This is a genomic window from Delftia sp. JD2 (assembly GCF_001682645.1).
GTDB classification, from domain to species: domain Bacteria; phylum Pseudomonadota; class Gammaproteobacteria; order Burkholderiales; family Burkholderiaceae_C; genus Comamonas; species Comamonas acidovorans.
In genome coordinates this window covers 25,301-50,057 of record NZ_LFJT01000036.1, presented here as the reverse complement: position 1 = coordinate 50,057, position 24,757 = coordinate 25,301, and the positions used below count along the sequence as shown (strand labels likewise).

Below are 24,757 nucleotides of genomic sequence, written 5' to 3'. Positions count from 1 at the left end.
ACAAACCCCATCAACGCTCTTGCACGTTTTCAGGGCGCAGATGGGTATATCGTTTCAACGTTGCCCAGCTTTCATGCAATGTGAACTGGGCAACCTCCTGAATGCTGTATCCCTTCTCAAACAGCCTGCTCGTCGCCTCATGGCGCAAGTCGTGGAAGTGCAGATCCTCGATACCAAGGACATGGCAGGCACGCGTGAATGCGGCTCCGACTGATCTGTTGTTGTAGGGAAAGACGAATTCCACGCCCTCTTCCCTCGACTGGCTTTTGATGATGTCGGCTGCCGCATTGAGCACCCGAAAGCATCGCCGGTTACCCTTCTTCATGCGGGGGTGCTTCACGTCATCCAGCCACGCTACCCCCTTCTCAAAATCCACATCGACCCAACGCAGACGGCATATCTCTTCCTGGCGTCGCGCCGTAAGCAGCGCGAACTGCATGATGTCGCTCATGGGAATAGATGCCCTGCCGTCGCGGCTGGAGAAGTGCTCCAGCAACTTGGCCTCTTCCTCGGGCAGCAGCCGGCGCGAGCGCTGGGCCGGCTTCGCGATCACCCGCGTCCGCAGCAACTCGGACTTGGCGCGGTCCAGCACCTGCAGCGGCGCATCGATGCCGCGCGCGGCGGAAGCATGCAGGAAGACCTGGCGCAGCCACACCATGTCATTGAGCACGGTGGCAGGGCCGGCCTCGTCTTCCGTGCGCCGCTTCTTGGCGTAGCCCATCAGATCCTGCACCGTGAGCTTGGTGGCCTGAAGGTCGGCCAGGCCAGAGGCCTGCACGCGCGCGATGTCGGCCTTTTTGCTACGGCCCCACTCAGTCACGTTTTCGGCCGCGCTGACATAATCCCGCAGTAGCTCCCCCACTGAAACTTTCTTGTGTAGAGCCTGGCCAGAAGCGCGCTCCTGCTCCAGCTCGTACTCCCGCCGGCGCAGCCATTCGCTGGCCAGTACCTTCCGGCTGAACGTCTGTGCTTCGCTGTAGATAATCTGGCCGCCTTCCTTGAGCCGGATCTGCGCGGTGTATGACTGCGAGCCGTCTGCTCGCTTGCGTGTGGTGATGGTTCCCATTGAGTGCTACAAGCCAATTTTGTAGCACTCAATGTAGCACTCAGAGCCGAAAAAACAGGAAAAACGGGGTTCAACGGTGCAAAATCAGGAGCAGCCACCGGAGCAAAAAACCCAATCAGATCAATGACAAACGTAGAAAATCAAGCACCTGCCAGCATGTGGCGCATGTCCGTTGCGCCCATGATGGACTGGACCGACAAACACTGCCGCTACCTGCACCGGCTTCTGAGCCGCCACACCTTGCTCTACACAGAGATGGTGACGACGGGCGCTCTGCTGCATGGGGATGTGCCGCGGCATCTGCGTTTCGAGGCCGAGGAGCATCCGGTGGCGCTGCAGCTCGGCGGCAGCGAGCCTTCCGATCTGGCGGAGGCTGCGCGGCTGGGGGCGCAGTGGGGGTATGACGAGATCAACCTCAATTGCGGCTGCCCCAGCGAGCGTGTGCAGCGCGGCGCGTTTGGCGCCTGCCTGATGAATGAGGCCCCGCTGGTGGCAGATTGCGTGAAGGCGATGGTCGATGTAGTGGATGTGCCCGTCACGGTGAAGCACCGCATTGGCATCGACAAGGACGAGAGCTACGAGTTCGTGCGCGATTTCGTGGGCACGGTGGCGGATGCGGGCTGCCGCGTGTTCATCGTGCATGCCCGCAATGCCTGGCTCAAGGGCCTGTCGCCCAAGGAAAACCGCGAGATCCCGCCGCTGCGCTACGAGATCGTGGCCCGGCTCAAGCAGGATTTTCCGGAACTGACCATTGCCATCAACGGCGGCATCAAGGCCGATGCCACGGTGCAGGAACTGCTGCAGCAGGTCGATGGCGTGATGGTGGGCCGCGAGGCCTATCACAACCCCTGGTGGCTGGCCTCGTGGGATGCGCTGTACTACGGCGATGCGAGCGTGGAGCACACGCGCGAGTCCATCGAGGAGCAGATGGTGGCGTATATGGAGCGCGAGGCGCGCACGCATGGCACGCACTGGTACTCCATCGCGCGGCATATGTTGGGGTTGCGCAACGGGCTGGCGGGGGCGCGCCGCTGGCGCCAGGTGTGGAGCAATCACCAACTCAAGCAATTGCCGCCTTCAGAGGTGATGCGGCTTGCGCGCACCAAACCGGCCGAGGCGGCGCTTGCCGCCTAGCGCGGGGGACTGCATTGCAGGATGGCCAGGGCTGAGGCGGCCGCTCGCCCAGGCCTATCGGTAAAAACTATCACTTACGCGACAGCATCAAAGGGGTTTTACTACCAATTTTCTTAGCTTGCTGCTGATATATTGCACTGCAACATATCCAAACAACCCCTTGTATCCATGCTCTATCAGCTCTACGAAATCCAGCGCGCCATGGTCGAGCCCTTTGCCGATTTCGCGCAAGCTGCAGCCAAGCTCTACAGCAACCCCCACTCGTTGCTGAGCCAAGGTCCGATGTCCCAGCGCATGGCCGCCGGGTTCGATCTGTTCTACCGCCTTGGCAAGGATTACGAGAAGCCCGAATTCAACCTGCACAGTGTGGATGTGGGCGGCGTTGACGTGACCATCCGCGAGCGCGTCGAAGTGGACAAGCCGTTTTGCGAGCTGCGCCGCTTCAAGCGCTTCTCCGACGACACCGATACGCTGCAGACCATGCTGAGCCAGCCCGTGGTGCTGATCGTGGCGCCGCTGTCGGGCCACTACGCCACGCTGCTGCGCGATACGGTGCAAAGCATGCTGGGCGGCCACAAGGTCTACATCACCGACTGGAAGAACGCCCGCCTGGTGCCCCTGGCCGATGGCGAGTTCCACCTCGACGACTACGTGAACTATGTGCAGGAGTTCATCCGCTACCTGCAGGGCAAGTACGGCCAGTGCCACGTGGTCAGCGTCTGCCAGCCCACGGTGCCGGTGCTGGCTGCCGTGTCGCTGATGGCCAGCCGTGGCGAGACGCCCCCGCTGTCCATGACCATGATGGGCGGCCCCATCGACGCGCGCCGCTCGCCGACCTCGGTGAACAACCTGGCGCAGAACCGCAGCTTCGAGTGGTTCGAGAACAACGTGATCTACCGCGTGCCCGAAGGCTATCCGGGCGTAGGCCGCCGCGTGTACCCGGGCTTCCTGCAGTACTCGGGCTTCGTGGCGATGAATCCGGACCGCCACGCCAATAGCCACTACGACTACTTCAAGGACCTGATCAAGGGTGACGACGCCAGCGCCGAGCACCATCGCAAGTTCTATGACGAGTACAACGCCGTGCTCGACATGGATGCCGACTACTACCTCGAGACCATCGCCACGGTGTTCCAGGACTACAAGCTGGTCCATGGCACCTGGGAAGTGCGTTCGCCCGAAGGCCAGGCCGAGCTGGTGCGCCCGCAGGACATCAAGGGCAGCGCCCTGCTGACCGTCGAAGGCGAGCTGGACGACATCTCCGGCTCGGGCCAGACGCGTGCAGCGCACGATCTGTGCACGGGCATCGCGGCCGATCAGCGCAAGCACCTTGAAGTGCCGGGCGCCGGCCACTACGGGATTTTCAGCGGCAGGCGCTGGAGAGAGATCGTCTACCCCCAGGTGCGTGAGTTCATCAGTGCCCACCAGCCCGAAAGCGCCACGGCCGCCAGCGCGGCAGGTCACACCAGCAGCCTGAGCGATGACGCGCCCTCGGCCACCGAGCAGCCGCGCAAGCGCGGTGCCAAGGTGCAGGCAGGCTGAGCACCGAGCAAGCCCGGCACGCCATGTCCGCCTTCGCAATCCTTGCCCGCGACGATCTGGCAGCACGCATAGACGCGGCGCTGCCGCAGACGCAGTGCACGCGTTGCGGCTACCCCGACTGCGCCAGCTATGCCCAGGCCGTGGCCTCGGGCGAGGCCGGCATCAACCAGTGCCCCCCCGGGGGCGCTGCGGGAGTGGAGAGGCTGGCTGCACTGACGGGCCGGCCCGCTGTCCCACTGAGCGCCGAGCACGGCACGGAAGCCCCGCGCACCGTGGCCGTGATCGACGAGGCCTGGTGCATCGGTTGCACCCTGTGCATCAAGGCCTGCCCCACGGATGCCATCCTGGGCGCCAACAAGTTCATGCATACGGTGATCGCCGCCCACTGCACGGGCTGCGAGCTGTGCATTCCCGTGTGTCCGGTCGATTGCATCGAACTGCACAACGCCAGCGGCCCCGCCACAGGCTGGTCTGCCTGGAGCCCCCAGCAGGCCGAACATGCGCGCCAGCGCTATGTGCTGCGCCGAGAGCGTGAACAGGAGCGCGAGCGCCTGGGTGCGGCCCGTGCGCAGATGCCTCTTGCATTGGGGGAGCAGGAAATGGCCGACGACGCCAGCCCCTCCACGCCCTGCCCGGCGCCCCCGCTGGCGACCGAAAGCAAGCAAGCCACCATCGCAGCCATCCTGGCCCGCGCACGCGCGCAGCGTGCGGGTGGCGCCTCAACGCCCAACGGGCATTGAGTGGATGTAGGCGGGCAGCGAGACCCGCCTAAGCCCGCCAGTACAGGCCTATGGATGCCCATCGATGGTCATAGACCGCCATAGGCACCCACGCAGGCCGTGGCAGGCCTACGCAGCCAGCGCCAGGCTCTTGTAGACCCCGCAACCCCAGTACAGCCCGCCATGCTTGCAGACGAAGGACATCTTGGTCTGTACCTGCTGCGTGGCAGGGTTTCTGAAGTCGTACTCCACCCAGCCTGGGCCGCGCTCGGCCTGGGCAATGATGTCGGCCAGCAGCTGCTCACCCCGCACGCCTGGCAGCTCCTGCACGCGCACGCCCACACGCGCGGGGTTGCCGCCAAAGGCGCGGTAGCTGCCGTCGGCGGCCAGGGCGAAAACGTACATATCGCGGTCATGGAAGGGCTGGCCGGGGTCGTTCACGGCGGCCAGCAGTGCATCGGTGGCCACACCGCGCCGCGCCAGGCCCAGGGCCGACTCGACCAGGGCCACGGCTTCCTCCGCCGTGCCCTGCTGCAGCCGAAAGCGCGACACCGCCCCTGACAGCATCTGGGCGCGCTGCTGCAGCGCGCGTGCCTGGTCCAGCGCGTGGCCCACCATCTGCGCGTTGTGCTGGGTGATCTCGTCGATCTGGTGCACGGCGCGGCTGATCTCGGCCAGGCCCGTGCTCTGGCTGCCGGTCGATTGCGAGAGCTCGCCCATGTGCTCGGCCACCTGGCGGATGCCTTCGGTCACGCGCTCCATGCCACGTCCGGCCGTGCGGATCAACTCGGTGCTGTGCTCCACCTGGGTCAAGGCATCGCCAATCAGGTGGCGAATCTCGCGCGCCGCCTCCGCCGAGCGGCCGGCCAGGGAGCGCACCTCGCTGGCCACCACGGCAAAGCCCCGGCCCTGCTCGCCAGCCCGTGCGGCCTCCACGGCGGCATTGAGCGCGAGGATATTGGTCTGGAAAGCAATGCCGTCGATCACGCCGATGATCTCCCGCATGCGCCCGGCGCTGTTCTCAATGGTCTCCACCGACTCCACGGCGCGGCCCATGGCCACCACGCCTTCATCGGCGGCGCCGCGCACGGCGCTGGCCTGGTGGTGGACCACGCCCACCACATCGGCGTTGTGCTGCACGGCGCTGCTCAACTGCTCCACGCTGACCACGGTCTGGGCCAGGTTGGTGGCCTGCAGCTCGGTGCGATCGGACAGCGCCTGGTGCTCGTTCACCAATTGCTGCCCGGCCTGCGCCACCAGGGCCGCGTTGCTGCGCACATCGGCCACCATGCCCGACAGAGAGGTGACCATGCCTCCCAGCAGCGCCTTGGGCGTCTGGACAGCGCCAGCGCCCTCCTGCGAGGCGGCCGCCTCCACGGTCACGCGCTGGCTCAGGTCGCCCTGGGCGATGCCCTGCATGGCCTGCTGCAGCAATTCCCGCTCGCCGGTCACCCGCGACCAGAGCCTGTGCATGCCGCCCAGCAGCAGCCCGGCCCACAGCAGCAAGGCACCCCAAACCCAGGGCCCCACGCCCGCCGAGCCGGCCACCAGGGCCAGCGGCGGCCCCGCCAATGCCCACACGGCGCATACAAGGAAGCCGGCCCCGGGGCCGGATGTATGCTTACGATGCCTGTTTCCCACTTTTTCCATGCCAGCGCCTGCCTGCATAGCTGATTGCCTCTCTAGTCATTGGTATCTGGAATTCACCGTTCACGAGGCCCCGCCACACGAGATGGCATGGCCCCAGTCGAGACCATGCCAGAATAGGTAACAGAATGCAAAAAATCCAGCGTGCAGACCCGCAGTCACCTGTGACAACGGCATGCCGAAAGCGCATCAATCCATAATGCGAGCCCATGAATCCCCTGCTCTCCCGACTCCAGCCCTACCCGTTTGAGCGTCTTCGCAAACTGTTCGCCGGGGTCCAGCCACCGGCGGGCGTGCGCCCCATCAGCCTTGGCATCGGAGAGCCCCGCCATGCCACGCCGGCGTTCATCGAGCAGGCACTGAGCGCCGACCTCGGCGGCCTGGCCAAATACCCCGCCACGGCCGGCGAGCCCGCGCTGCGCGAGGCCTGCGCCCAATGGGCTCGCCAGCGCTATGGCATTGCCCTGGACGCCGCCACCCAGGTGCTGCCCGTCAACGGCTCGCGCGAGGCACTGTTTGCCTTCACCCAGGTGGTGGTGGATGCCAGCCAGGACGGCGCGCGCGTGATCTGCCCCAACCCGTTCTATCAAATCTACGAAGGCGCCACCCTGCTGGCCGGCGCCCAGCCGTACTACGCGCCCAGCGACGCCGCACGCAACTTCGCGGTGGACTGGGACAGCGTGCCCGCCGACGTGTGGGAAAAGACCCAGCTGATCTTCGTGTGCTCGCCCGGCAACCCAACGGGCGCGGTGATGCCGCTGGCCGAGTGGGAAAAGCTGTTTGCCCTGTCCGACCGCTACGGCTTCGTGATCGCCAGCGACGAGTGCTACAGCGAGATCTATTTCGACGGCACCGCCCCCCTGGGCGGCCTGGAAGCCGCACAGCGCCTGGGCCGCACGGACTACAAAAACCTGCTGATGTTCACCAGCCTGTCCAAGCGCAGCAATGTGCCTGGCCTGCGCAGCGGTTTCGTGGCGGGCGATGCGGCCCTGATCAAGGCCTTTTTGCTGTACCGCACCTACCACGGCGGTGCCATGAGCCCCGTGGTGCAGACGGCCAGCATGGCGGCCTGGGCCGACGAGGCCCATGTCGAGGAAAACCGCCGCCTGTACCGCGAAAAGTTCAACCAGGTCACGCCCGTGCTGGCGCGCGTGATGGATGTGCGCCTGCCCGACGCAAGCTTCTACCTGTGGGCCGGCATTCCCGAATCGCTGGGCCTGGACGACGCCGACTTTGCACGCGAGCTGTATGCCGCCACCGGCGTGACCGTGCTGCCCGGCAGCTACCTGGCGCGCGAGGCCAATGGCCGCAACCCCGGCGCCGGGCGCGTGCGCATGGCCCTGGTGGCCGAGACCGCAGAATGCCTGGAAGCCGCCCAGCGCATTGCACAGTTCATAGAATCGCGCCAGCGCTGAGACAGCCCTGCGCTCCCCTTTCCTCACAAACCCTTTGATCACCAAAGCCATATGACGCAACAGCTGCAATCCATCATCGACACCGCCTGGGACAACCGTGCCAGCCTCTCCCCCGCTGCCGCCCCCAAGGAAGTGACCGAGGCCGTGGACCACGTGATCGAAGCCCTGAACAACGGCCAGCTGCGCGTGGCCACGCGCGAAGGCGTGGGCCAGTGGACCGTGCACCAGTGGATCAAGAAGGCCGTGCTGCTGTCCTTCCGCCTCAAGGACAACGTGCTGATGCAGTCCGGCGACCTGAACTTCTTCGACAAGGTCCCCACCAAGTTCGCCGGCATGACCGAGGCCGAGATCGCCGCCACCGGCGTGCGCGTGGTGCCCCCGGCCGTGGCCCGCCGCGGCAGCTTCGTGGCCAAGGGCGCCATCCTGATGCCTTCCTACGTGAACATCGGCGCCTATGTGGACGAAGGCACCATGGTCGACACCTGGGCCACCGTGGGCTCCTGCGCCCAGGTCGGCAAGAACGTGCACCTGTCCGGCGGCGTGGGCCTGGGCGGCGTGCTGGAGCCGCTGCAGGCCAACCCGACCATCATCGAGGACAACTGCTTCATCGGCGCGCGTTCCGAGATCGTCGAAGGCGTGATCGTGGAAGAGAACTCCGTGATCTCCATGGGCGTGTACATCGGCCAGTCCACCCCCATCTATGACCGTGCGACCGGCGAGACCAGCTATGGCCGCGTGCCTGCCGGCTCGGTGGTGGTGTCGGGCAACCTGCCCAAGGACAACGGCCGCTACAGCATGTACGCCGCCATCATCGTCAAGAAGGTCGATGCCAAGACACGCTCCACCACGAGCCTGAACGACCTGCTGCGCGATTGATCCGCATCCGCACCGCGCCAAAGGCGTGGTTGCGGCGCCAAAACATCCCCTGTTCAGGGGATGGAGCAAGGCATACTCTCGAGGGCGTCCCCGGCCACCAGGCAGCGGACGCCCGTTTCACGTCACAAGAGCGTGCAGACGATCCAAGAACAGCGGCAGTACACGAATTTGGGGGAAAACATGGGCACGATGGAGAGGATTTTGCGCCTGATGGGCGAGAAGCAGGCGTCCGACGTCTACCTGGCGGTCAACGCGCCGGCGCTGATCAAGATCAACGGCGAATGCGTGCCCATCAACAACCAGCTGCTGCCGCCCGACGCGCCGCGCAGCCTGCTGGCCGAGATCGTGCCGGCCGAGCGCCTGCAGGAGCTGGACGAAACGGGCGAGCTCAACATGGGCGTGCCGCTGCGCGGCGTGGGGCGTTTTCGCGTCAGCGCCATGCACCAGCGCGGCAGCTGCGCCGTGGTGATCCGCTTCATCGCCCAGCACATTCCGGCCATGGACACGCTGAACCTGCCGCCCGTGCTGGGCGAGCTGATCATGCAAAAGCGCGGCCTGCTGCTGGTCGTGGGCTCCACGGGCTCGGGCAAGAGCACGACGCTGGCCTCGATGATCGATGCGCGCAACGAAAAGCTCACGGGCCACATCCTCACCATCGAGGACCCCATCGAATACCAGTTCCGCAACAAGCGCTCCATCGTCAACCAGCGCGAAGTGGGCTCGGACACGGCATCGCTGCAGATCGCGCTCAAGAATGCGCTGCGCCAGGCCCCCGACGTGATCCTGATCGGCGAAATCCGCGACCGCGAGACCATGTCCTCGGCCATGGGCTTTGCGCAGTCGGGCCACCTGTGCCTGGCCACGCTGCACGCCAACAACAGCTACCACGCGCTCAACCGCATCCTGTCCTTCTTCCCCGAGGAAATCCGCCCCACCATGCTGGGCGAGCTGTCGGCTGCACTCAAGGGCGTGATCTCCCAGCGCCTGGTGCGCACCGTGGACGGCGGCCGCATGCCGGCCGTCGAGGTCATGCTCAACACCAAGCTGATCGCCGACCTCATCGAGCGCGGCAACTTCTCGGGCGTCAAGGAGGCCATGGAAAAATCCATGGCCGAAGGCTCGCAGACCTTTGAAGAGGCGCTGGCCCAGCTGGTCCGCTCCGGCCGCATCGACCGCGCCGAAGCCCTGGCCTTCGCCGATTCGCCCACCAACCTGATGTGGCGCCTGGAAAACGACGTGGTCAAGGCCAGCCATGCAGCGCCGTCCAGCCAGTTCGCCGAACTGGCCACGCCCGGCGAGGACGACATGCCCTCGTTCACGGAAATCATGCTGGAAGTCAAGCCGAACTGATCGGCCAGCCCCGCAGCGTTCACAATGTCGGAGCACGCTGGCGGCAGCCGGCCCTCCGACTTTTTTGTTTTTTGATTCCACCCACCATGTCCCGCACCCTGCAACTGACCGAGCAGCTGATCAGCCTGCCCTCCGTCACTCCCGAAGACGCCGGCTGCCTTGAACTCCTGGCCGATGCCCTGCAGCCCATGGGCTTTGCCTGCGAGCGCATCGACAGCGGCCCCGACAGCTTTCGCGTGCGCAACCTCTGGGCCCGGCGCTCCGGGACAGGCGCCGACCGGCCCGTGCTGGTCTTTGCCGGTCATACCGACGTGGTGCCCACCGGCCCGCTGGAGCAGTGGAGCAGCCCGCCCTTCGTGCCCACGCACCGCGACGGCAAGCTGTACGGCCGCGGCGCCAGCGACATGAAGACCTCCATCGCCGCCTTCGTCGTGGCACTGGAGGAATTCCTGGCCGAGACACCGGCGCCCTCCTTCGACATTGCCCTGCTGCTGACCAGCGACGAGGAAGGCCCCTCGGTGGACGGCACCAAGGTCGTGGTCGAGCTGCTGCGCGAGCGCGGCGAGCGCCTGGACTGGTGCATCGTCGGCGAGCCCACCTCGGTGGACCGCACGGGCGACATGATCAAGAACGGCCGCCGGGGCACCATGAGCGGGCGCCTCACGGTCAAGGGCATCCAGGGCCACATCGCCTACCCGCAGCTGGCGCGCAACCCCATCCACCAGGCCCTGCCGGCCCTGGCCGAACTGGCCGCCACGCGCTGGGACGAGGGCAATGCCTTCTTCCCGCCCACCAGCTGGCAGATCAGCAACATGCATGGCGGCACGGGCGCATCCAACGTCATTCCCGGCCATGTGACCATCGACTTCAACTTCCGCTTCTGCACCGAGTCCACGGCCGAATCGCTGCAGCAGCGCGTGCACGCCGTGCTGGACCGTCACGGGCTGGAGTACGAGCTGGCCTGGACCATTGGCGGCCAGCCCTTCCTGACCACGCCGGGCACGCTGGTGAACGCCGTGCAGGCGGCCATCCGCGCCGAGACCGGCCTGGAGACCGAGCTGTCCACCACGGGCGGCACCAGCGACGGCCGCTTCATCGCCCAGATCTGCAGCCAGGTCGTGGAAGTGGGCCCACCCAACGCCAGCATCCACAAGATCGACGAGCACATCGTGGTGGCCGACATCGAGCCCATCAAGAACATTTACCGCCGCACGCTCCAGGAGCTGCAGCGACAGCAGGCCGTCTGAACGCGACCAAGGAGCCGACGATGACATCCGCCCCCACCCCTGCCAATATTCCCGCCATCTCGGGCAGCACCATCGCCGACCTCGTGGCCTCCGGGGCCGCAGCGCTCACGGCGGCCGGCGTGGCCTTTGGCCACGGCACGGCCACGGCCGAAGACGAAGCGGCCTGGCTCACGCTGTGGAAGCTGGGCCTGCCGCTGGACAGCGAACTGGCGCCTGGCGCGCCCGAATCCCTGGCCGACCAGGCGGTCAGCGCCCAGCAGCAGGCCGAAGTGGCCGAGCTGTTCGCAGAGCGCATCCGAACGCGCAAGCCCGCCGCCTACCTCACGCGCGAGGCCTGGCTGCAGGGCGTGCCCTTCTACGTGGACGAGCGCGCCATCGTGCCGCGCAGCTTCATTGCCGAGCTGCTGGCCGACGGCAGCATCGACGGTTGGCTGTCCGACCGCACGCGCCGCGTGCTGGACCTGTGCACCGGCAACGGCAGCCTGGCCTGCCTGGCGGCCATGGCCTGGCCCGAGGTCGAGGTCACGGGCGCCGACATCTCGGCCGACGCGCTGGCCGTGGCGCGCATCAACGTGGACCGCCATGAACTCGCCGAGCGCGTGCAATTGCTGGAGAGCGACGGACTGGCCGCCCTGCCCGGCCCCTGGGACCTGGTGCTGTGCAACCCGCCCTATGTGAATGCCGACAGCATGTCGCGCCTGCCCGCCGAATACCAGGCCGAGCCCGAACTGGCGCTGGCCGGCGGCGCCGACGGCATGGACTTCATCCGCCGCCTGCTGCTGGACCTGCCGTCGCGTCTGGCCAAGGAAGGCGTGGTCGTGCTGGAAATCGGCAATGAAAAGGACTTCTTCGAAGCCGCCTTCCCCGACCTGCCCGTTTTCTGGCTGGACACCAGCTCGGGCGACGAGCAGGTGCTGCTGATCACCCAGGAGGCACTGCGCGCCTGGACCGAAGGCGACATCGAGGCCCTGCGCCCCACCTACCGCCCCCTGGGCTGAGATGGACCTGCGGGCGCTGCGCTACTTCATCGCGGTGCTGGAGGCGGGCAGCCTCTCGCGCGCCGCGCACTCGCTGTACGTGGCCCAGCCCGCGCTCACGGCGCAGATCAAGAAGCTGGAAGGCGAGCTGGGCGCCCAGTTGCTGGAGCGCAGCCACGCCGGCGTGACCCCCACGCCGGCCGGCGCCCAGCTGTACGAGGACGCACGCCGCCTGCTGTCCGACGCCGATGCCATGCGCGAGCGCATACAGCGCCTGCCGCAGGGCCCCGAAGGCTCGGTCACCATCGCCCTGCCCTTTTTGCTGACCAGCCTGCTGGCCGGCCCCGTGATCGCCAGCCTGCGCAACAGCCACCCGCGCATACGCATCTTTGTGCTCGACGACCTCAGCCTCATGGTGCAAAAGGCCATGCTGGACCGGCGCGCAGACCTGGCCATCCTCGTGGACACGGCCAGCCTGCACGACATGCAGGTGCAGCCCATGGCCGAGGAATCCATCTGCGTCTGCGGCCAGGATGTCGATGGCAGCGTGGCCCCGCTGCTGCGCCCCGCGCCGGACGGCGGCCTGCCGCACATGGACTTTGCCCACGCCTGCCAACTGCCGCTGGTGCTGCAGTCGCGGCGCTTTTCCATCCGCCAGACCGTGGAGGCCGCGGCCGACGCACGGGACCTGCGGCTGAACATCGTCCACGAACACGATTCAGCGCGCGTCATCCGCTCGCTCTACCACTGCGGCGCGGGCTTCACCTTCACGCCCGCCTGCTCGCTGAGCGATGCGCCCGCCTGGCTGCGCGAGGAAGCCAAGGCTGCGCCCACGGCCATCCAGCACGGCTGGATCGTGGCCCAGGTCACGGCGCCCGAACTGCTGCGCCGCTACTTCCTGGCCGTGCAGGCCAACCGCAGCAGCGACCCGGCGCTGCAGGTGGTCCAGCAGGCGCTGATGGCACAGGCCCGGCAACTCATAACGGCCGGCATCTGGCAGGCACGCTGGCAGCAGGCATGACGGCATGACCGCAGGGGTCTGGGCACGGGGTCATCAGCAAATACCGCAAGGGTTGATCTGGACATCAATTTTTCTGATGCGCCTGAATCACTAAACGGTATTTCCCCGCTCCAGGCCTCTTCTGGAACAGTGCATGGCACGCCGCGCAAAACGCGCGGCTTCAGCCAAGGAATGCCATGCACGAGACATCCCGGCCCACCGCAGGCCACACCCATTCCCACTCCCTTCCCATCCCCAATGTCGGCGAACTGGTCGCGCGCAGTTGCAAGGCCCACGGCGCGCAGCCGGCCGTGACCAGCGCCGCGCGCAGCATCAGCTATGCCGAGCTGGAACAGCGCTCCAACCGGCTGGCCAATGCGCTGGCGGCGCTGGGCCTGTCCCGTGGCGACCGCGTGGGCATCTACCTGCCCAACTGCGTGGAAATCGTGGAGATCGAGATCGCCTGCTACAAGGCCGGGCTCATCAAGGCGCCCTTCAACGCACGCCTTTCGCCGCGCGAAGTGGGCGATATCGCGGCCAACAGCGATGCCGCCGTCATCGTGACCACCGCAGCGCGCGCCGAGGCCTTCAAGCCGCACCTGCAGTCCGCCGACGTGCGCCTGCTGCTGCTGGACGGCCCCGCCGGCGAAAGCTACGAGGCCCTGCTCGCCCGCGCCAGCGACCGCTTCCAGCCCGTGGCCGTGCACGAGCACGAGGTGGCCGTGCTGCACTACACCTCAGGCTCATCGGGCGTGCTCAAGGCCGCCATGCAGACCTTCGGCAACCGCCTGGCCCAGCTGCGCAAATTCCTGATGCGCGGCGAGGGCATGCAGGCCGGCCACGTGCTGGGACTGGTCGGTCCGGTCACGCACGCCTCGGGCATGCAGATGGTGCCGGCGCTGTGCACGGGCGCCACCATCCACCTGTTCTCGGGCTTCGAGCCTGGCGCCTTCATGGCCGAGATGCAGGCGCGGCGCGTGACCCATACCTTCATGGTGCCCACCATGATCAACATGCTGCTGGCCGAGATCGGCGGCCGCTACCGCCCCCTGCCCGACCTGCTGCGCCTGGGCTACGGCGCAGCGCCCATGGCGCCGGCACGCATCCTGCAGGCCATGGACGTGTTCGGCCCCATCCTGTCCCAGGGCTACGGCGCGGGCGAGACCACCTCCGGCGTCTGCGGCCTGACGGTGCAGGACCACCTGCAGGCGCGTGCATCGCGCCCCGAGCGGCTGGCTTCCTGCGGACGGCCCTTCCTGGAATCCCTGGTCGAGGTGCTGGACGACGAGGGCCGCCCGGTGTCCGAGGGCGAGATCGGCGAAATCGTGGTCAGCGGCGCCGATGTCTTTGCAGGCTACTGGCGCGCGCCCGAGCTGACAGCCGAGGTGCTCAGGAACGGCCGCTACCACACGGGCGATCTGGCCCGCATGGACGAGCAGGGCTTTGTCTACATCGTGGACCGCAAGAAGGACATGGTCATCAGCGGCGGCTTCAACGTCTATCCGTCCGAGGTGGAGTCCGTGCTCTACGAACATGCCTCGGTGGCCGATGCCTGCGTGTTCGCCATTCCCGACGACAAATGGGGCGAGGCTGTGGCCGCCCACATCGTGCTCAAGCCCGGCCTGGCCGGCGACAGCGCCGCGCTGGACCGCTTTTGCGCGGAGCGCCTGGGCGGCTTCAAGCGCCCGCGCCACATCGAATTCGTGCAGCAGCTGCCCAAGAACCCCAACGGCAAGGTCATGCGCCGCGCCGTGCAGGCGCCCTACTGGGCCAACCACGCCCGCAAGGTGAACTGAGATGAACGCCAAAGACACTCTCCCCGCCGCCAACGCTGCCCTGCTGGAAATGCCTTTTGAAGGCTCCGAGCGCGCAGCCGGCCTGATCGACGCGCTCAACGCCTTCATCTACGGCGAACTGGCCGACCTCGCCCGCGCGCATGGCGTGGACCATGAAAACAGCGCCTCCACCGAGTTGCTGCGCCAGGTCTGGAAGCTGTCGCATGCGCGCGGCTTCTACGGCATGACCCTGCCCGAGGCCATGGGCGGCGCCGGCCTGTCCGTGCTCGACCAGGTGCTGGTCAAGGAGGCCATCTACGCCACGGGCTCGCCCTTCGCTCCCCATGTGCTGGGCGAACTCAGCGGCCCGCCGCGCATAGGCGCGCTGATCCGCAAGGCCACGCCGCGGCAGATGGAGCAGTTCATCCTGCCCGTGGCGCGCGCCGAGAAATCCATTTGCTTTGCGCTGACCGAGGCGGCGGCCGGCTCGGACGCGGGCGCGCTGGAGACGCGCGCCGTGCTCGAAGGCGACCACTACGTGCTCCACGGCCGCAAGCGCTTCATCTCGGGCTCGCCGTTCGCCGACTTGGCTGTGCTCATGGCCTCGACCGCGCCCGAGGGCAGCCCGCAGCGCGAGATCAGCGCCTTCTTCGTGGACCTGCATGCACCGGGCGTGCAGGTGGTCAGCGGCTACAAGACCATGGCCGGTCAATCGAGCACGGGCGACATCGTGCTCGACGGCTGCCGCGTGCCCGCTGCCCAGTTGATCGGCGAGCCGGGCCGGGGCCTGGCCCTGGCGCTGGGCCGCATCACCGTCAACCGCCTGCTGCACTGCCCGGCCATGCTGGGCCTGGCCCAGGTGGCGCTGCGCGATGCGCGCGACTATGCGCTGGGGCGCCAGCAATTCGGCCGCAGCATCGCCCAGTTCCAATCCATACAGCACATGCTGGCCGACATGGCCACCGAATGGATAGCGGCGCGCGCACTGATGGTGCAGACGGCCCGCGCCATCGACGCCGGCATCGATGCGCGCGCCCAGGCCTCGATGAGCAAGCTGTTCTGCTCGGAGACGGCGTTCCGCATCGCAGACCGCGCCGTGCAGATCCATGGCGGCGAAGGCATCGTCCAGGGCCGGCGCGTGGAATTCCTGTTCCGCATGCTGCGCATGTACCGCGTGCTCACGGGCACCAGCGAGATACAGCGCAACACCATCGCCAAGGAACTGCTGGAGCGGGCCGGCGCCTGAGGCTGGCCGGCATGAAAGCGAAAAGACAAGGAGACAACGCCATGCAAGACAATCCATCCCAAAGGCCGGACCGACGCCGATTCCTGCGCGCTGCGGGCGCCGCATCGCTTGCCGCAGGCCTGCCCTGGGCCACCACAGCCGCCACAGCCACCACACACGACAGCGCCTGGCCCACGCGCCCCATCAAATGGGTGGTGCCCTACCTGGCCGGCACCAGCCCCGACACGGCCGCGCGCATCGTGGCCGAGGCGCTGTCCGCCCAGCTGGGCCAGCCCGTGGTGATAGACAACCGCGCAGGCGCGGGCGGCAACATCGGCGCACGCCAGGTGGCCAAGGCTCCGGCAGACGGCTACACCCTGCTGTACTCGGGCTCGCCCATGGCCGCCGCCATGCGCATGTACAAAAGCCCGGGCTACGACGTGTTCAAGGACTTCCGCCATGTGCTGGGCATGTCGCGCTCGGACATCCTGGTCGTCGTGCATGCCGACTCGGGCATGCGCACATTGGACGACCTGGCCGCTCGCGCAAAGGCCAAACCCGGCGCGCTGGACTATGCCTCGGGCGGCGTGGGCACGCCATCGCACCTGGGCGTGGAGATGCTGGCCTCCAGCATGGGCCTGCAGGTCAACCATGTGCCCTACAAGGGCGCGTCCGAGCTGGTCAATGCCGTGCTGGGCCAGCAGGTGGCCTTCGGCGCCCCGCTGTTTTCCGTGGCCTATCCCCAGGTGCTGGCCGGCAAGCTGGTGCCGCTGGCCATTGCCGGGCCGCAGCGCAACGCCAAGCTGCCCCAGGTGCAGACCCTGGCCGAGCTGGGTGTGCCCAACGTCAACCTCACGTCCTGGGGCGGCGTGTCCGTGCCGGCCGCCACGCCCGAGCCCATCGTCCAGCGGCTGCGCACGGCGCTGGAGGAGGTGCTCAGGCAGCCCAGGGTCATCGCCTTGCTGGAGCAGGAAGGCGGCAAGGTCGCCATCACCAGCGCCGACGCCTATGCCAAGGGCTTCGAGCGCGAGATCCAGTTCACCCAGTCCATGATGCAGCGCGTGGGCATACAGCCGATCTAGGGCCTGGTACCAGGGCTTTGCACCGTGGCCGGGCACGGGCATGGCGGGCGGCAATCCTGCCCTGGCGCAATCGCTGGGATAATCCTGCCCATTCATGATCAGCCTTCGCAACATTACCCTGCGCCGCGGCACCCGCGTGCTGCTGGACAGCACCTCAGTCTCCATCAACCCCGGTGAAAAAGTCGGCCTTGTCGGACGCAATGGCGCCGGCAAGTCCAGCCTGTTCGCCCTGCTCAACGGCAGCCTGGCCGAGGACGGTGGAGAGTTCTCCATCCCTTCGCAATGGCGCCTGGGCCAGGTCGCGCAGAACATGCCCGAGACCTCGGAGACGGCCACCCAGTTCGTGCTGGACGGCGACACCCGCCTGAGCGAGCTCAACGCCCAGCTCGCGGCCGCCGAGGCCAGCGAGGACGGCATGGCAATCGCCCATGCCCACGTGGACCTGGCCGACGCCGGCGCGCACGACGCCGTGCCGCGCGCACAGGCCCTGATCCTGGGTCTGGGCTTCAAGGTCTCCGAGCTGGAGCACCCCGTCAACAGCTTCTCCGGCGGCTGGCGCATGCGCCTGCAGCTGGCGCGCGCGCTGATGTGCCCCTCCGATCTGCTGCTGCTGGACGAGCCCACCAACCACTTGGACCTGGACGCCCTGGTCTGGCTGGAAGCCTGGCTCAAGCGCTACCCCGGCACCCTGGTCGTGATCAGCCACGACCGCGAATTCCTGGACGCCATCACCAACACCACGCTGCACATCGAAAACGCGCAGGTCACGCGCTATGGCGGCAACTACAGCAAGTTCGAGGAACTGCGCGCCCAGCAGATCCTGCTGCAGCAGGCCTCGTTCGAGCGCCAGCAGGACAAGATCGCCCACCTGCAGAAGTTCATCGACCGCTTCAAGGCCAAGGCCTCCAAGGCCAAGCAGGCGCAAAGCCGCGTCAAGCAGATCGAGCGCATGGAAAAGGTCGCACCCATGCTGGCCAGCGCCGATTTCACCTTCGAGTTCAAGCCGCCGGCCAACCTGCCCAACCCCATGCTGGCGATCACGGACGCCGCATTCGGCTACCTGGACGACGAAGGCCAGGCAACCACCATCCTGCGCGGCGTCAACCGCTCGGTGCTGGCGGGCCAGCGCATCGGCATCCTGGGTGCCAACGGCCAGGGCAAGTCCACCCTGGTCAAGACCATTGCGCGCGAGATGAAGGCACTGGCCGGCACCGTGACCGAAGGCAAGGGCCTGAACATCGGCTACTTCGCCCAGCAGGAACTGGACGTGCTGCGCCCCGGCGAGAACCCGATGGAGCACATGATCCGCCTGGCACGGGACACCGGCGCCACCGGCCCGCAGGCCCGCGAGCAGGACCTGCGCAGCTACCTGGGCACGTTCAATTTCAGCGGCGACATGGTCAAGCAGGCCGTGGGCAGCATGAGCGGCGGCGAAAAGGCCCGCCTGGTGCTGGCCATGATCGTCTGGCAGCGCCCCAACCTGCTGCTGCTGGACGAGCCCACCAACCACCTGGACCTGGCCACGCGCGAGGCCCTGGCCATGGCCATCAACGACTTCGACGGCACCGTCATGCTGGTCAGCCACGACCGCGCGCTGCTGCGCTCGGTCTGCGAGGACTTCTGGCTGGTCGGCCGTGGCGTGGTCGGCCCCTTCGACGGCGACCTGGACGACTACCAGCGCTACCTGCTGGAAGAATCCCGCCGCCTGCGCGAAGAGGCCCGCAAGGCCGAACAGGCGGCTGCGGCCACCAGCAAGGCGGCAGCGCAGGTGGAGCCCGCAGCAGCTGCAGCACCTGCAGTGCAGGCCCCCGTTGCTGCGGCGCTGGCCCCGGCTCCCGCTGCCCCGCCCACGCCGCCGGCCGCCAGTGCCGGAGACCAGCGCGAGCAACGGCGCCTGGCGGCCCTGGCCCGCCAGCAGATGGCCGAAAAGACCCGCCCGTTCAAGAAGGAACTGGAACAGCTGGACAAGCGCCTGCCCCAGCTGCAGGCCGAGCGCACGCGGCTCGAGGGCCTGCTGAGCCAGCCCATCTCGCCCGCCGACATGGCCGAGACGGGCCGCAGCCTCAAGGCCTGCAACGACGAGATCGACAGCCTGGAAGAGCGCTGGCTGGAACTGAGCGAGCAGATCGAGCAGCTGTCGGCCGCGATTTCCGACTGATTCCAGTCGTTCTCGAAAATCAGGCGGTCCAATAGGACCGCCTGCCACAAGCGTCGTCCCGCGTGAAGACGGCGCTCCACTTCTGCCCAGCCGAAGTGCGCCCCTGAGGCCCTGCCCTCCCCCCCACTCCCCTCACGCCCCCGCACTCCCCCGCAGCCAGCGGAACGCATGGATCGTTCGGTTCAGGGTTTCTCCTGAATGAAAGATTTCATTCTTAAAAAATAATGAATGAAAGAGACCATTCACTTTCATTCATTCATGGAACTCCACCCCCACCCCGCCGTACAGGAACTGCTGCGCGCCAGCGTCGATGGCTCGCCGGCCGTCGCCCGGGTCGGCCGCTGGATGGCCGCGCATCCGGTGCTGGCCGTCACGTTGAGCGCCGAGGAAGTGGCCAATGCCTGCGGTGGCTCCCTGGCTGCCGTCAACCGCTTCGCCAAGCACGCCGGCTACGAAGGCTTTGCCGATTTGCGCCTGCACCTGGGCCGCCAGCTGCAACAGGCCCTGGAGCCCGTGAACAAGCTGCGCGCGGCGCATGGGCCCGAGGCCGCCACGGCTGGTGCCGTGGGCGAGCAGGCTTTCGGGCACACGCAGCGCAACCTGCAGGCGGCTGCGCAGGCCTGCGATCCCGGCCTGCTCGACCAACTGGCCCAGCGCATCTGCCGCGCACGCCGTGTGCTCTTCATGGGGTTCGGCAGCTCCCACCATGTGGCGGCCTTTGGCGCCGACGTGCTGCAACCCTATCTGCCGCAGGTGGTGGAAGTGACCTCCGCAGGCGGATCGGAACAGGCGGTACGCCGCATGACAGGGCTGACGGAGCAGGACGTGCTGATCGCCATTTCCCTGCCGCGCTACTCGCGCGAAGCCGTCGCGCTGACGGGGCACGCACGCCAGCGGGGCGCCCTGACCATCGCCATCACCGACGAGGCCACGAGTCCGCTAGCCCGCGAGGCCGACTACACGCTGCTGGCGCCCGCCTCGCATCCCCTGCTGCCTTCATCGCCAATGGCGGCCATGGCCATGGTCGAGGCACTGGCCACCCAGGTCATCCGCGCCACGCCCCAGGCCGTGCGCAGTCTGGTCGAACTGTCCGAGTCGGTGCTTCCCTACCTGACTCCGGACGCCGATACCGCTTCGCCGGCGGCAGGCAAGCCGCAACCCCAGGCCCCTCATCCCGCTGGAAAGGATTCACCATGAACGCCCCTGCCCGTCTGCGCTTTGCGCTTGCATCGATGGCCGCCCTCTTCACACTCGCTGCCGCGCCGGCCCACGCTGGCAAGACGCTGGACGGCATCAAGCAGCGCGGCGCCGTGGCCTGCGGCGTGCACACGGGGCGCGCAGGCTTTGCGCTCGCCGACGGCAGCGGCAACTGGTCCGGGCTGGACGTGGATCTGTGCCGTGCCGTGGCTGCAGCCACCCTGGGTGACGCCAGCAAGGTCAAGTTCATTCCCACCAGCGGCCAGACACGCATCACGGCGCTGCAGTCCGGCGAGATCGATCTGCTGGCACGCAACACCACCTGGACCTTCACACGCGACAACGGCCTGGGCCTGATGTGGGCGGGCATCAATTTCCACGACGGCCAGGGCTTCATGGCCAGGAAGAAGCCCGGCCTGAACAGCGTCAAGCAGCTCTCTGGCGCCACCATCTGCGTGATCAGCGGATCCACCACGGAAAAGACCCTGTCGGAGTACTTTCGCGCCCACAAGCTCAACTACAAGGCGGTGGTATTCGACAACCCCGAAGCCGCCCTGCAGGCCTTCAGCAGCGGACGCTGCCAGGCCTATACAGGCGACCTCGGCGCCCTGGCCGTGCTGCGCGGCAAGGAGCTGGCCAACCCCGACGACTACGTGATCCTGCCCGAAGTCATCTCCAAGGAGCCGGCCGGCCCGGCCGTGCGCCGCGGTGACGACGAATGGTTCGCCGTCGTGCGCTGGATACTCAACGCAATGATCGAGGCCGAGGAACTGGGCATCACCCAGGCCAATGCCGACGAGCTCAAGACCCGCTCCGACAGCATCCAGGTCAAGCGTTTCCTGGGCCAGAGCGACGACCTGGGCAAGCAGCTGGGGCTGGACAAGGAATGGGCGCTGCGCATTGTCAAGGCCGTGGGCAACTATGGCGAGAGCTATGAGCGCAACCTGGGCGCCAGGTCGGGCCTGAACGTGCCGCGCGGCAAGAACGCGCTGTTCACCAAGGGCGGCCTGATGATGTCGCCGCCGATGAACTGACGCGCCGAGGGCACCCTGCCATGAACGCCGTGAATGCTGTGAAAGCCGTGAATGCCATCGACGCCGGGGCACGGCAGCCACCGGCCCCCACCCGGCCACGCTGGGGCCGGCTGGCCTTGCAGCTCGCCATCGGCTGGCTGCTGATATTGCTGCTGGGCTGGCTGGCGCACAACGCCAGCCGCAACATGGCCGCGCGCGGCATTGCCGGGGGCTTCGGCTTTCTGGAGCAGACGGCCGGCTTTTCCATCTCCGAAGGGCTGCTGCCCTACGAGCCCGGCGACAGCTACCTGCGTGCGGTCGCAGCCGGCGTGGCCAACACGGTTCGCGCCGCCGTGCCCGCGCTCGTGCTGGCCACCGTGCTGGGCCTGCTGCTGGGCGTGGCCGCCGTGGCAAGGCATCCGCTGCTGCGCGGCGCCGTGCGCCTCTATGTCGATGTGGCGCGCAACATCCCGTTGCTGGTGCAGGTGCTGCTGTGGTATTTCGCGCTGACTTCGCTGCTGCCCGATGTGGACCACCCTCTGGCCATCGGCCCCCTGGGCTTTCTGAGCAAGGCGGGGCTGGCCCTGCCCGGCCCGGTGTACGACAGCGCGGCGGGCTGGCACTGGAGCTCGCCGCAGCCGGGCATGTTCGGCATCGACGGAGGACTGGCGCTGACGCCGGAATTCCTGGCCCTGGTAGGAGCCCTCGGCCTGTATGCCGCCGCCTATTGCGCGGAAATCGTGCGCGCCGGTCTGCAGGCCGTGCCGCGCGGGCAATGGAATGCCGCCTCGGCCCTGGGCATGCGCCGCGGCCAGCAGTTGCGCCTGGTCGTGCTGCCGCAGGCCCTGCGGGTGATCATTCCCCCCTATACCAACCTGGCGCTCAGCACCATCAAGAACTCCTCGCTGGCCGTGGCCATCGGCTACCCCGACGTGGTGATGGTCGCCAACACCGCCATGAGCCAGACCGGCCAGGCCATCGAGTGCGTGACCATCATCGCGGTGGTCTACCTGGCCATCAACCTGCTGACCTCGCTGGCATTGAATGCCTTCAACCAGCGCAGTGCCTTCATCACACGCTAGCCGGGAAAGACCTGCCCATGAGTGCCGTACTCCGCGCACCGGCCCTGCCGGTGGCCCCGCCCCGGGTTCCGCTGGCGCAGCGCCTGCGCGCCAGCCTGTTTCCGGATGCGCTCTCCGGGCTCATCACCGCCACGCTGCTGCTGGCCGCGCTGTGGGCGGGCTGGAAGCTGCTGGCCTGGGGCCTGCTCGACGCCGAAACCGCAGCCAACCCCGACACATGCCGCGCTGCGGCCGGCGCCTGCTGGGGCGTGGTGCGCGACAAGTACCGTCTGGTGTTCCTGGGGCGCTACCCCATGGCCGAACAGTGGCGCCCCGTCACCGCCAGCCTGCTGCTGCTGGGCAGCGTGGGGGTGGCGGCACTGCCGCGCTTCTTCGGCCGCGCCGGCATGGCAATGTTGCTGGCCGGGTTGACCGGCTTTGGCGTGCTGATGGCGGGCGGTGTGGCTGGCCTGGCACCCGTGCCCAGCGATCTGTGGGGCGGCCTGCCGCTGACCCTGTTCCTTGCCGTGATCGCCTGCCTGGCCGGCGTTCCGCTGGGCATTCTGCTGGCGCTGGGCCGGCGCTCCAGCCTGCCCTTGATCCGCATCCTGTGCACGGGCTTCATCGAGGCCGTGCGCGGCGTGCCCCTGATCACGCTGCTGTTCTTCGGGGCCTTCGTGCTGCCCATGCTGGTGCCCGCGCAGTGGCGGGTGGACCCCATGGTCCGCATCGCCGTCTGCCTGGCGGCCTTCAGCGCCGCCTATCTTGCCGAGGTGTTTCGCGGCGGGCTGCAGGCCGTGCCTCAGGGCCAGGTCATGGCGGCCCAGGCTATGGGCTTCACCAGGGTGCAGGTGTTGCGCCACGTGGTCCTGCCGCAGGCGCTGCGCGTGACCATCGCGCCCACGGTGAGCAACTTCATCGGCGCGGTGAAGGACACCTCCCTGGTGGCGATCGTGAACATCTACGACATCACCGGCTCCCTGAAGATGGCCATGAGCGACCCCCACTGGATTGCGTACTTCGTGGAGATGTACATGGTGGTCTGCGCCGTCTACCTGCTCATCGGCCTGGGCATCGCCCGCTATGGCCGCTTCCTGGAATCGCGCTACGCACTCCAATGAACATGTCGCAGAACTCCCGAAAATTTTCCATTGCCGTGCACGGCGGTGCAGGCACCGTCATCCAGGGCCAGGCCGACGAGGCCCCCTACCACACCGCGCTGGCCCAGGCGCTGGAGGCGGGCGCCGCCCTGCTGCGGCGCGGCGCCAGCGCGCTGGACGCCGTCCAGGCCGCGTGCCAGTCCCTGGAAGACTGCCCGCTGTTCAATGCCGGGCGCGGCTCCGTGTACACGCGCGACGCGCGCCACGAGATGGATGCCGGCCTGATGGACGGCAGCAACCTGCGGGCCGGCGCAGTCGCCTCCGTCAGCCAGGTGCGCAATCCGATTGCGCTGGCACGGCATGTTCTTGACGACGGCCAGTGCGTGCTCCTGGTCGGCGAAGGGGCGCAGCGGTTTGCCGATGAACGTGGGCTGGCGCGGATGGATGCAGGCTACTTCGACTCTGCCGAGCGCCTGGCACAGCTGCGCCGGGTGCAGGCGCAATCCGGCCAGACCGCGCTGCTGGACCACGACGCCAGCGGACTGGCGGCGCACCCTGCTCCGCTGAACGAGAACGGCAAGATGGGCACGGTCGGCGCCGTGGCGCGCGATGTGCATGGCAACCTGGCCGCCGCGGCATCCACCGGCGGGCTGACCAACAAGCGCCCCGGGCGCGTGGGCGACACGCCCGTGGTGGGCGCAGGTTTCTACGCCGACAACACCACCTGCGCCGTGGCGGCCACCGGAACCGGCGAGCATTTCCTGCGCGCAGCCATCGCGCACGACATCCATGCGCGCATGCGCTACCTGGGGCAAAGCCTGGAACTCGCAGCCGACGCCGCAGTGCGGGGCACACTGACACACATCGGTGGCCAGGGCGGCGTGGTAACCGTGGACAGCCACGGACGCGTGCACTGCCCCTTCAACAGCGCCGGCATGTACCGCGGCTACATCGTGGACGACGCGCCTGCCGTGACCCTGATTTTTGCCTGATGGACGTTTTCGCCCCGGGTTGACCTGTGCCCACGCACTGCGGGCAACGAGGCGTAACAGCATCGGCATTGGCCCGCCGTGCCCGTAAGCCTCTGTCAGGAAACGGGTTTTTCCTCAACGCGCCAGAAATCTGTCTTCAAACTGACAGATCACCACCTCCAGGCTTGCAATTGCTTGCGTC

At 67.4% G+C, this 24,757-nt stretch carries 20 protein-coding genes; 18 read left to right on the top strand and 2 right to left on the bottom strand.

The window, feature by feature from the left end:
• Positions 1-10: 10 nt before the first annotated feature.
• On the bottom strand, positions 11-1,066 hold the full coding sequence (locus ACM14_RS19100; RefSeq protein ID WP_065347010.1) for a site-specific integrase: 1,056 nt from the start codon (positions 1,064-1,066) through the stop codon (positions 11-13).
• Between the two features lie 123 nt (positions 1,067-1,189).
• Here ACM14_RS19100 and dusA point away from each other — a divergent pair, with 123 nt between their 5' ends.
• The 3 genes from dusA (at position 1,190) to rsxB (ending at position 4,482) form a co-directional block, all read left to right on the top strand.
• On the top strand, positions 1,190-2,200 hold the full coding sequence (gene dusA, locus ACM14_RS19095; protein WP_084027406.1) for a tRNA dihydrouridine(20/20a) synthase DusA: 1,011 nt from the start codon (positions 1,190-1,192) through the stop codon (positions 2,198-2,200).
• Positions 2,201-2,368: 168 nt separating this feature from the next.
• Positions 2,369-3,742 (top strand): polyhydroxyalkanoate depolymerase, encoded by a 1,374-nt coding sequence (locus ACM14_RS19090; RefSeq protein ID WP_034393218.1) that lies wholly within the window; start codon positions 2,369-2,371, stop codon positions 3,740-3,742.
• Positions 3,743-3,765: 23 nt separating this feature from the next.
• Positions 3,766-4,482, top strand: a complete 717-nt coding sequence (gene rsxB, locus ACM14_RS19085) for an electron transport complex subunit RsxB (RefSeq protein WP_065347008.1) — start codon at positions 3,766-3,768, stop codon at positions 4,480-4,482.
• Between the two features lie 108 nt (positions 4,483-4,590).
• Here the strand turns inward: rsxB and ACM14_RS19080 are convergent, their stop codons facing one another.
• Positions 4,591-6,129, bottom strand: a complete 1,539-nt coding sequence (locus tag ACM14_RS19080; RefSeq protein WP_065347007.1) for a methyl-accepting chemotaxis protein — start codon at positions 6,127-6,129, stop codon at positions 4,591-4,593.
• 188 nt (positions 6,130-6,317) lie between these two features.
• Here ACM14_RS19080 and dapC point away from each other — a divergent pair, with 188 nt between their 5' ends.
• From dapC to ACM14_RS19005, 15 genes are all read left to right on the top strand, one after another.
• The gene (dapC, locus tag ACM14_RS19075; RefSeq protein WP_013802542.1) at positions 6,318-7,523 is read left to right on the top strand and encodes a succinyldiaminopimelate transaminase; all 1,206 of its coding nucleotides are present in this window, start codon (positions 6,318-6,320) and stop codon (positions 7,521-7,523) included.
• A gap of 51 nt (positions 7,524-7,574) precedes the next feature.
• Positions 7,575-8,399, top strand: a complete 825-nt coding sequence (dapD, locus tag ACM14_RS19070; RefSeq protein ID WP_012205450.1) for a 2,3,4,5-tetrahydropyridine-2,6-dicarboxylate N-succinyltransferase — start codon at positions 7,575-7,577, stop codon at positions 8,397-8,399.
• Between the two features lie 180 nt (positions 8,400-8,579).
• Complete coding sequence (locus tag ACM14_RS19065) at positions 8,580-9,749, top strand: PilT/PilU family type 4a pilus ATPase (RefSeq protein ID WP_012205449.1); 1,170 nt, start codon at positions 8,580-8,582, stop codon at positions 9,747-9,749.
• Between the two features lie 86 nt (positions 9,750-9,835).
• Entirely contained in the window at positions 9,836-10,996 is a 1,161-nt protein-coding gene (gene dapE, locus ACM14_RS19060; protein WP_065347006.1) for a succinyl-diaminopimelate desuccinylase, read from the top strand.
• Positions 10,997-11,016: 20 nt separating this feature from the next.
• Positions 11,017-11,994: a 50S ribosomal protein L3 N(5)-glutamine methyltransferase gene (gene prmB / locus ACM14_RS19055; RefSeq protein WP_013802545.1), complete on the top strand. Its 978-nt coding sequence runs from the start codon at positions 11,017-11,019 to the stop codon at positions 11,992-11,994.
• Between the two features lies 1 nt (position 11,995).
• Positions 11,996-12,994, top strand: coding sequence for a LysR family transcriptional regulator (locus ACM14_RS19050; protein ID WP_065347005.1), 999 nt, complete (start codon positions 11,996-11,998; stop codon positions 12,992-12,994).
• Positions 12,995-13,170: 176 nt separating this feature from the next.
• Positions 13,171-14,769: an AMP-binding protein gene (locus tag ACM14_RS19045; RefSeq protein ID WP_065347004.1), complete on the top strand. Its 1,599-nt coding sequence runs from the start codon at positions 13,171-13,173 to the stop codon at positions 14,767-14,769.
• A gap of 1 nt (position 14,770) precedes the next feature.
• Positions 14,771-15,994, top strand: coding sequence for an acyl-CoA dehydrogenase family protein (locus ACM14_RS19040; RefSeq protein WP_065347003.1), 1,224 nt, complete (start codon positions 14,771-14,773; stop codon positions 15,992-15,994).
• Positions 15,995-16,035: 41 nt separating this feature from the next.
• The gene (locus tag ACM14_RS19035; RefSeq protein WP_013802547.1) at positions 16,036-17,055 is read left to right on the top strand and encodes a tripartite tricarboxylate transporter substrate binding protein; all 1,020 of its coding nucleotides are present in this window, start codon (positions 16,036-16,038) and stop codon (positions 17,053-17,055) included.
• A 94-nt stretch (positions 17,056-17,149) separates the two neighbouring features.
• A complete protein-coding gene (locus tag ACM14_RS19030) occupies positions 17,150-19,213 on the top strand; it encodes an ABC-F family ATP-binding cassette domain-containing protein (RefSeq protein ID WP_043821772.1) in 2,064 nt (687 codons plus the stop codon).
• Between the two features lie 258 nt (positions 19,214-19,471).
• Entirely contained in the window at positions 19,472-20,410 is a 939-nt protein-coding gene (locus ACM14_RS19025) for a MurR/RpiR family transcriptional regulator (protein WP_254662091.1), read from the top strand.
• Complete coding sequence (locus ACM14_RS19020; protein WP_065347001.1) at positions 20,407-21,444, top strand: amino acid ABC transporter substrate-binding protein; 1,038 nt, start codon at positions 20,407-20,409, stop codon at positions 21,442-21,444. Before ACM14_RS19025 ends, ACM14_RS19020 begins: the two co-directional genes overlap by 4 nt.
• A gap of 20 nt (positions 21,445-21,464) precedes the next feature.
• Positions 21,465-22,505 carry an amino acid ABC transporter permease gene (locus ACM14_RS19015; protein WP_043821132.1) on the top strand — a complete coding sequence of 347 codons (1,041 nt, stop codon included), beginning with the start codon at positions 21,465-21,467 and terminating at the stop codon, positions 22,503-22,505.
• A 17-nt stretch (positions 22,506-22,522) separates the two neighbouring features.
• Positions 22,523-23,605 carry an amino acid ABC transporter permease gene (locus ACM14_RS19010; protein WP_043821130.1) on the top strand — a complete coding sequence of 361 codons (1,083 nt, stop codon included), beginning with the start codon at positions 22,523-22,525 and terminating at the stop codon, positions 23,603-23,605.
• Positions 23,602-24,576: an isoaspartyl peptidase/L-asparaginase family protein gene (locus tag ACM14_RS19005; protein WP_065347000.1), complete on the top strand. Its 975-nt coding sequence runs from the start codon at positions 23,602-23,604 to the stop codon at positions 24,574-24,576. The genes ACM14_RS19010 and ACM14_RS19005 overlap by 4 nt, the downstream gene beginning before the upstream one ends.
• The last annotated feature ends 181 nt before the right edge of the window (positions 24,577-24,757 follow it).

Bases quoted from the DNA above. Each gene is read 5' to 3' on its own strand.
- ACM14_RS19010 (WP_043821130.1), top strand. From the start codon at position 22,523: ATGAGTGCCGTACTCCGCGCACCGGCCCTGCCGGTGGCCCCGCCCCGG.
- dapC (WP_013802542.1), top strand. From the start codon at position 6,318: ATGAATCCCCTGCTCTCCCGACTCCAGCCCTACCCGTTTGAGCGTCTT.
- ACM14_RS19080 (WP_065347007.1), bottom strand. From the start codon at position 6,129: ATGCAGGCAGGCGCTGGCATGGAAAAAGTGGGAAACAGGCATCGTAAG.
- ACM14_RS19005 (WP_065347000.1), top strand. From the start codon at position 23,602: ATGAACATGTCGCAGAACTCCCGAAAATTTTCCATTGCCGTGCACGGC.
- ACM14_RS19025 (WP_254662091.1), top strand. From the start codon at position 19,472: ATGGAACTCCACCCCCACCCCGCCGTACAGGAACTGCTGCGCGCCAGC.
- prmB (WP_013802545.1), top strand. From the start codon at position 11,017: ATGACATCCGCCCCCACCCCTGCCAATATTCCCGCCATCTCGGGCAGC.
- dusA (WP_084027406.1), top strand. From the start codon at position 1,190: ATGACAAACGTAGAAAATCAAGCACCTGCCAGCATGTGGCGCATGTCC.
- ACM14_RS19065 (WP_012205449.1), top strand. From the start codon at position 8,580: ATGGGCACGATGGAGAGGATTTTGCGCCTGATGGGCGAGAAGCAGGCG.
- ACM14_RS19040 (WP_065347003.1), top strand. From the start codon at position 14,771: ATGAACGCCAAAGACACTCTCCCCGCCGCCAACGCTGCCCTGCTGGAA.
- dapE (WP_065347006.1), top strand. From the start codon at position 9,836: ATGTCCCGCACCCTGCAACTGACCGAGCAGCTGATCAGCCTGCCCTCC.
- rsxB (WP_065347008.1), top strand. From the start codon at position 3,766: ATGTCCGCCTTCGCAATCCTTGCCCGCGACGATCTGGCAGCACGCATA.
- ACM14_RS19030 (WP_043821772.1), top strand. From the start codon at position 17,150: ATGATCAGCCTTCGCAACATTACCCTGCGCCGCGGCACCCGCGTGCTG.
- dapD (WP_012205450.1), top strand. From the start codon at position 7,575: ATGACGCAACAGCTGCAATCCATCATCGACACCGCCTGGGACAACCGT.
- ACM14_RS19100 (WP_065347010.1), bottom strand. From the start codon at position 1,066: ATGGGAACCATCACCACACGCAAGCGAGCAGACGGCTCGCAGTCATAC.
- ACM14_RS19020 (WP_065347001.1), top strand. From the start codon at position 20,407: ATGAACGCCCCTGCCCGTCTGCGCTTTGCGCTTGCATCGATGGCCGCC.
- ACM14_RS19035 (WP_013802547.1), top strand. From the start codon at position 16,036: ATGCAAGACAATCCATCCCAAAGGCCGGACCGACGCCGATTCCTGCGC.
- ACM14_RS19045 (WP_065347004.1), top strand. From the start codon at position 13,171: ATGCACGAGACATCCCGGCCCACCGCAGGCCACACCCATTCCCACTCC.
- ACM14_RS19090 (WP_034393218.1), top strand. From the start codon at position 2,369: ATGCTCTATCAGCTCTACGAAATCCAGCGCGCCATGGTCGAGCCCTTT.
- ACM14_RS19050 (WP_065347005.1), top strand. From the start codon at position 11,996: ATGGACCTGCGGGCGCTGCGCTACTTCATCGCGGTGCTGGAGGCGGGC.
- ACM14_RS19015 (WP_043821132.1), top strand. From the start codon at position 21,465: ATGAACGCCGTGAATGCTGTGAAAGCCGTGAATGCCATCGACGCCGGG.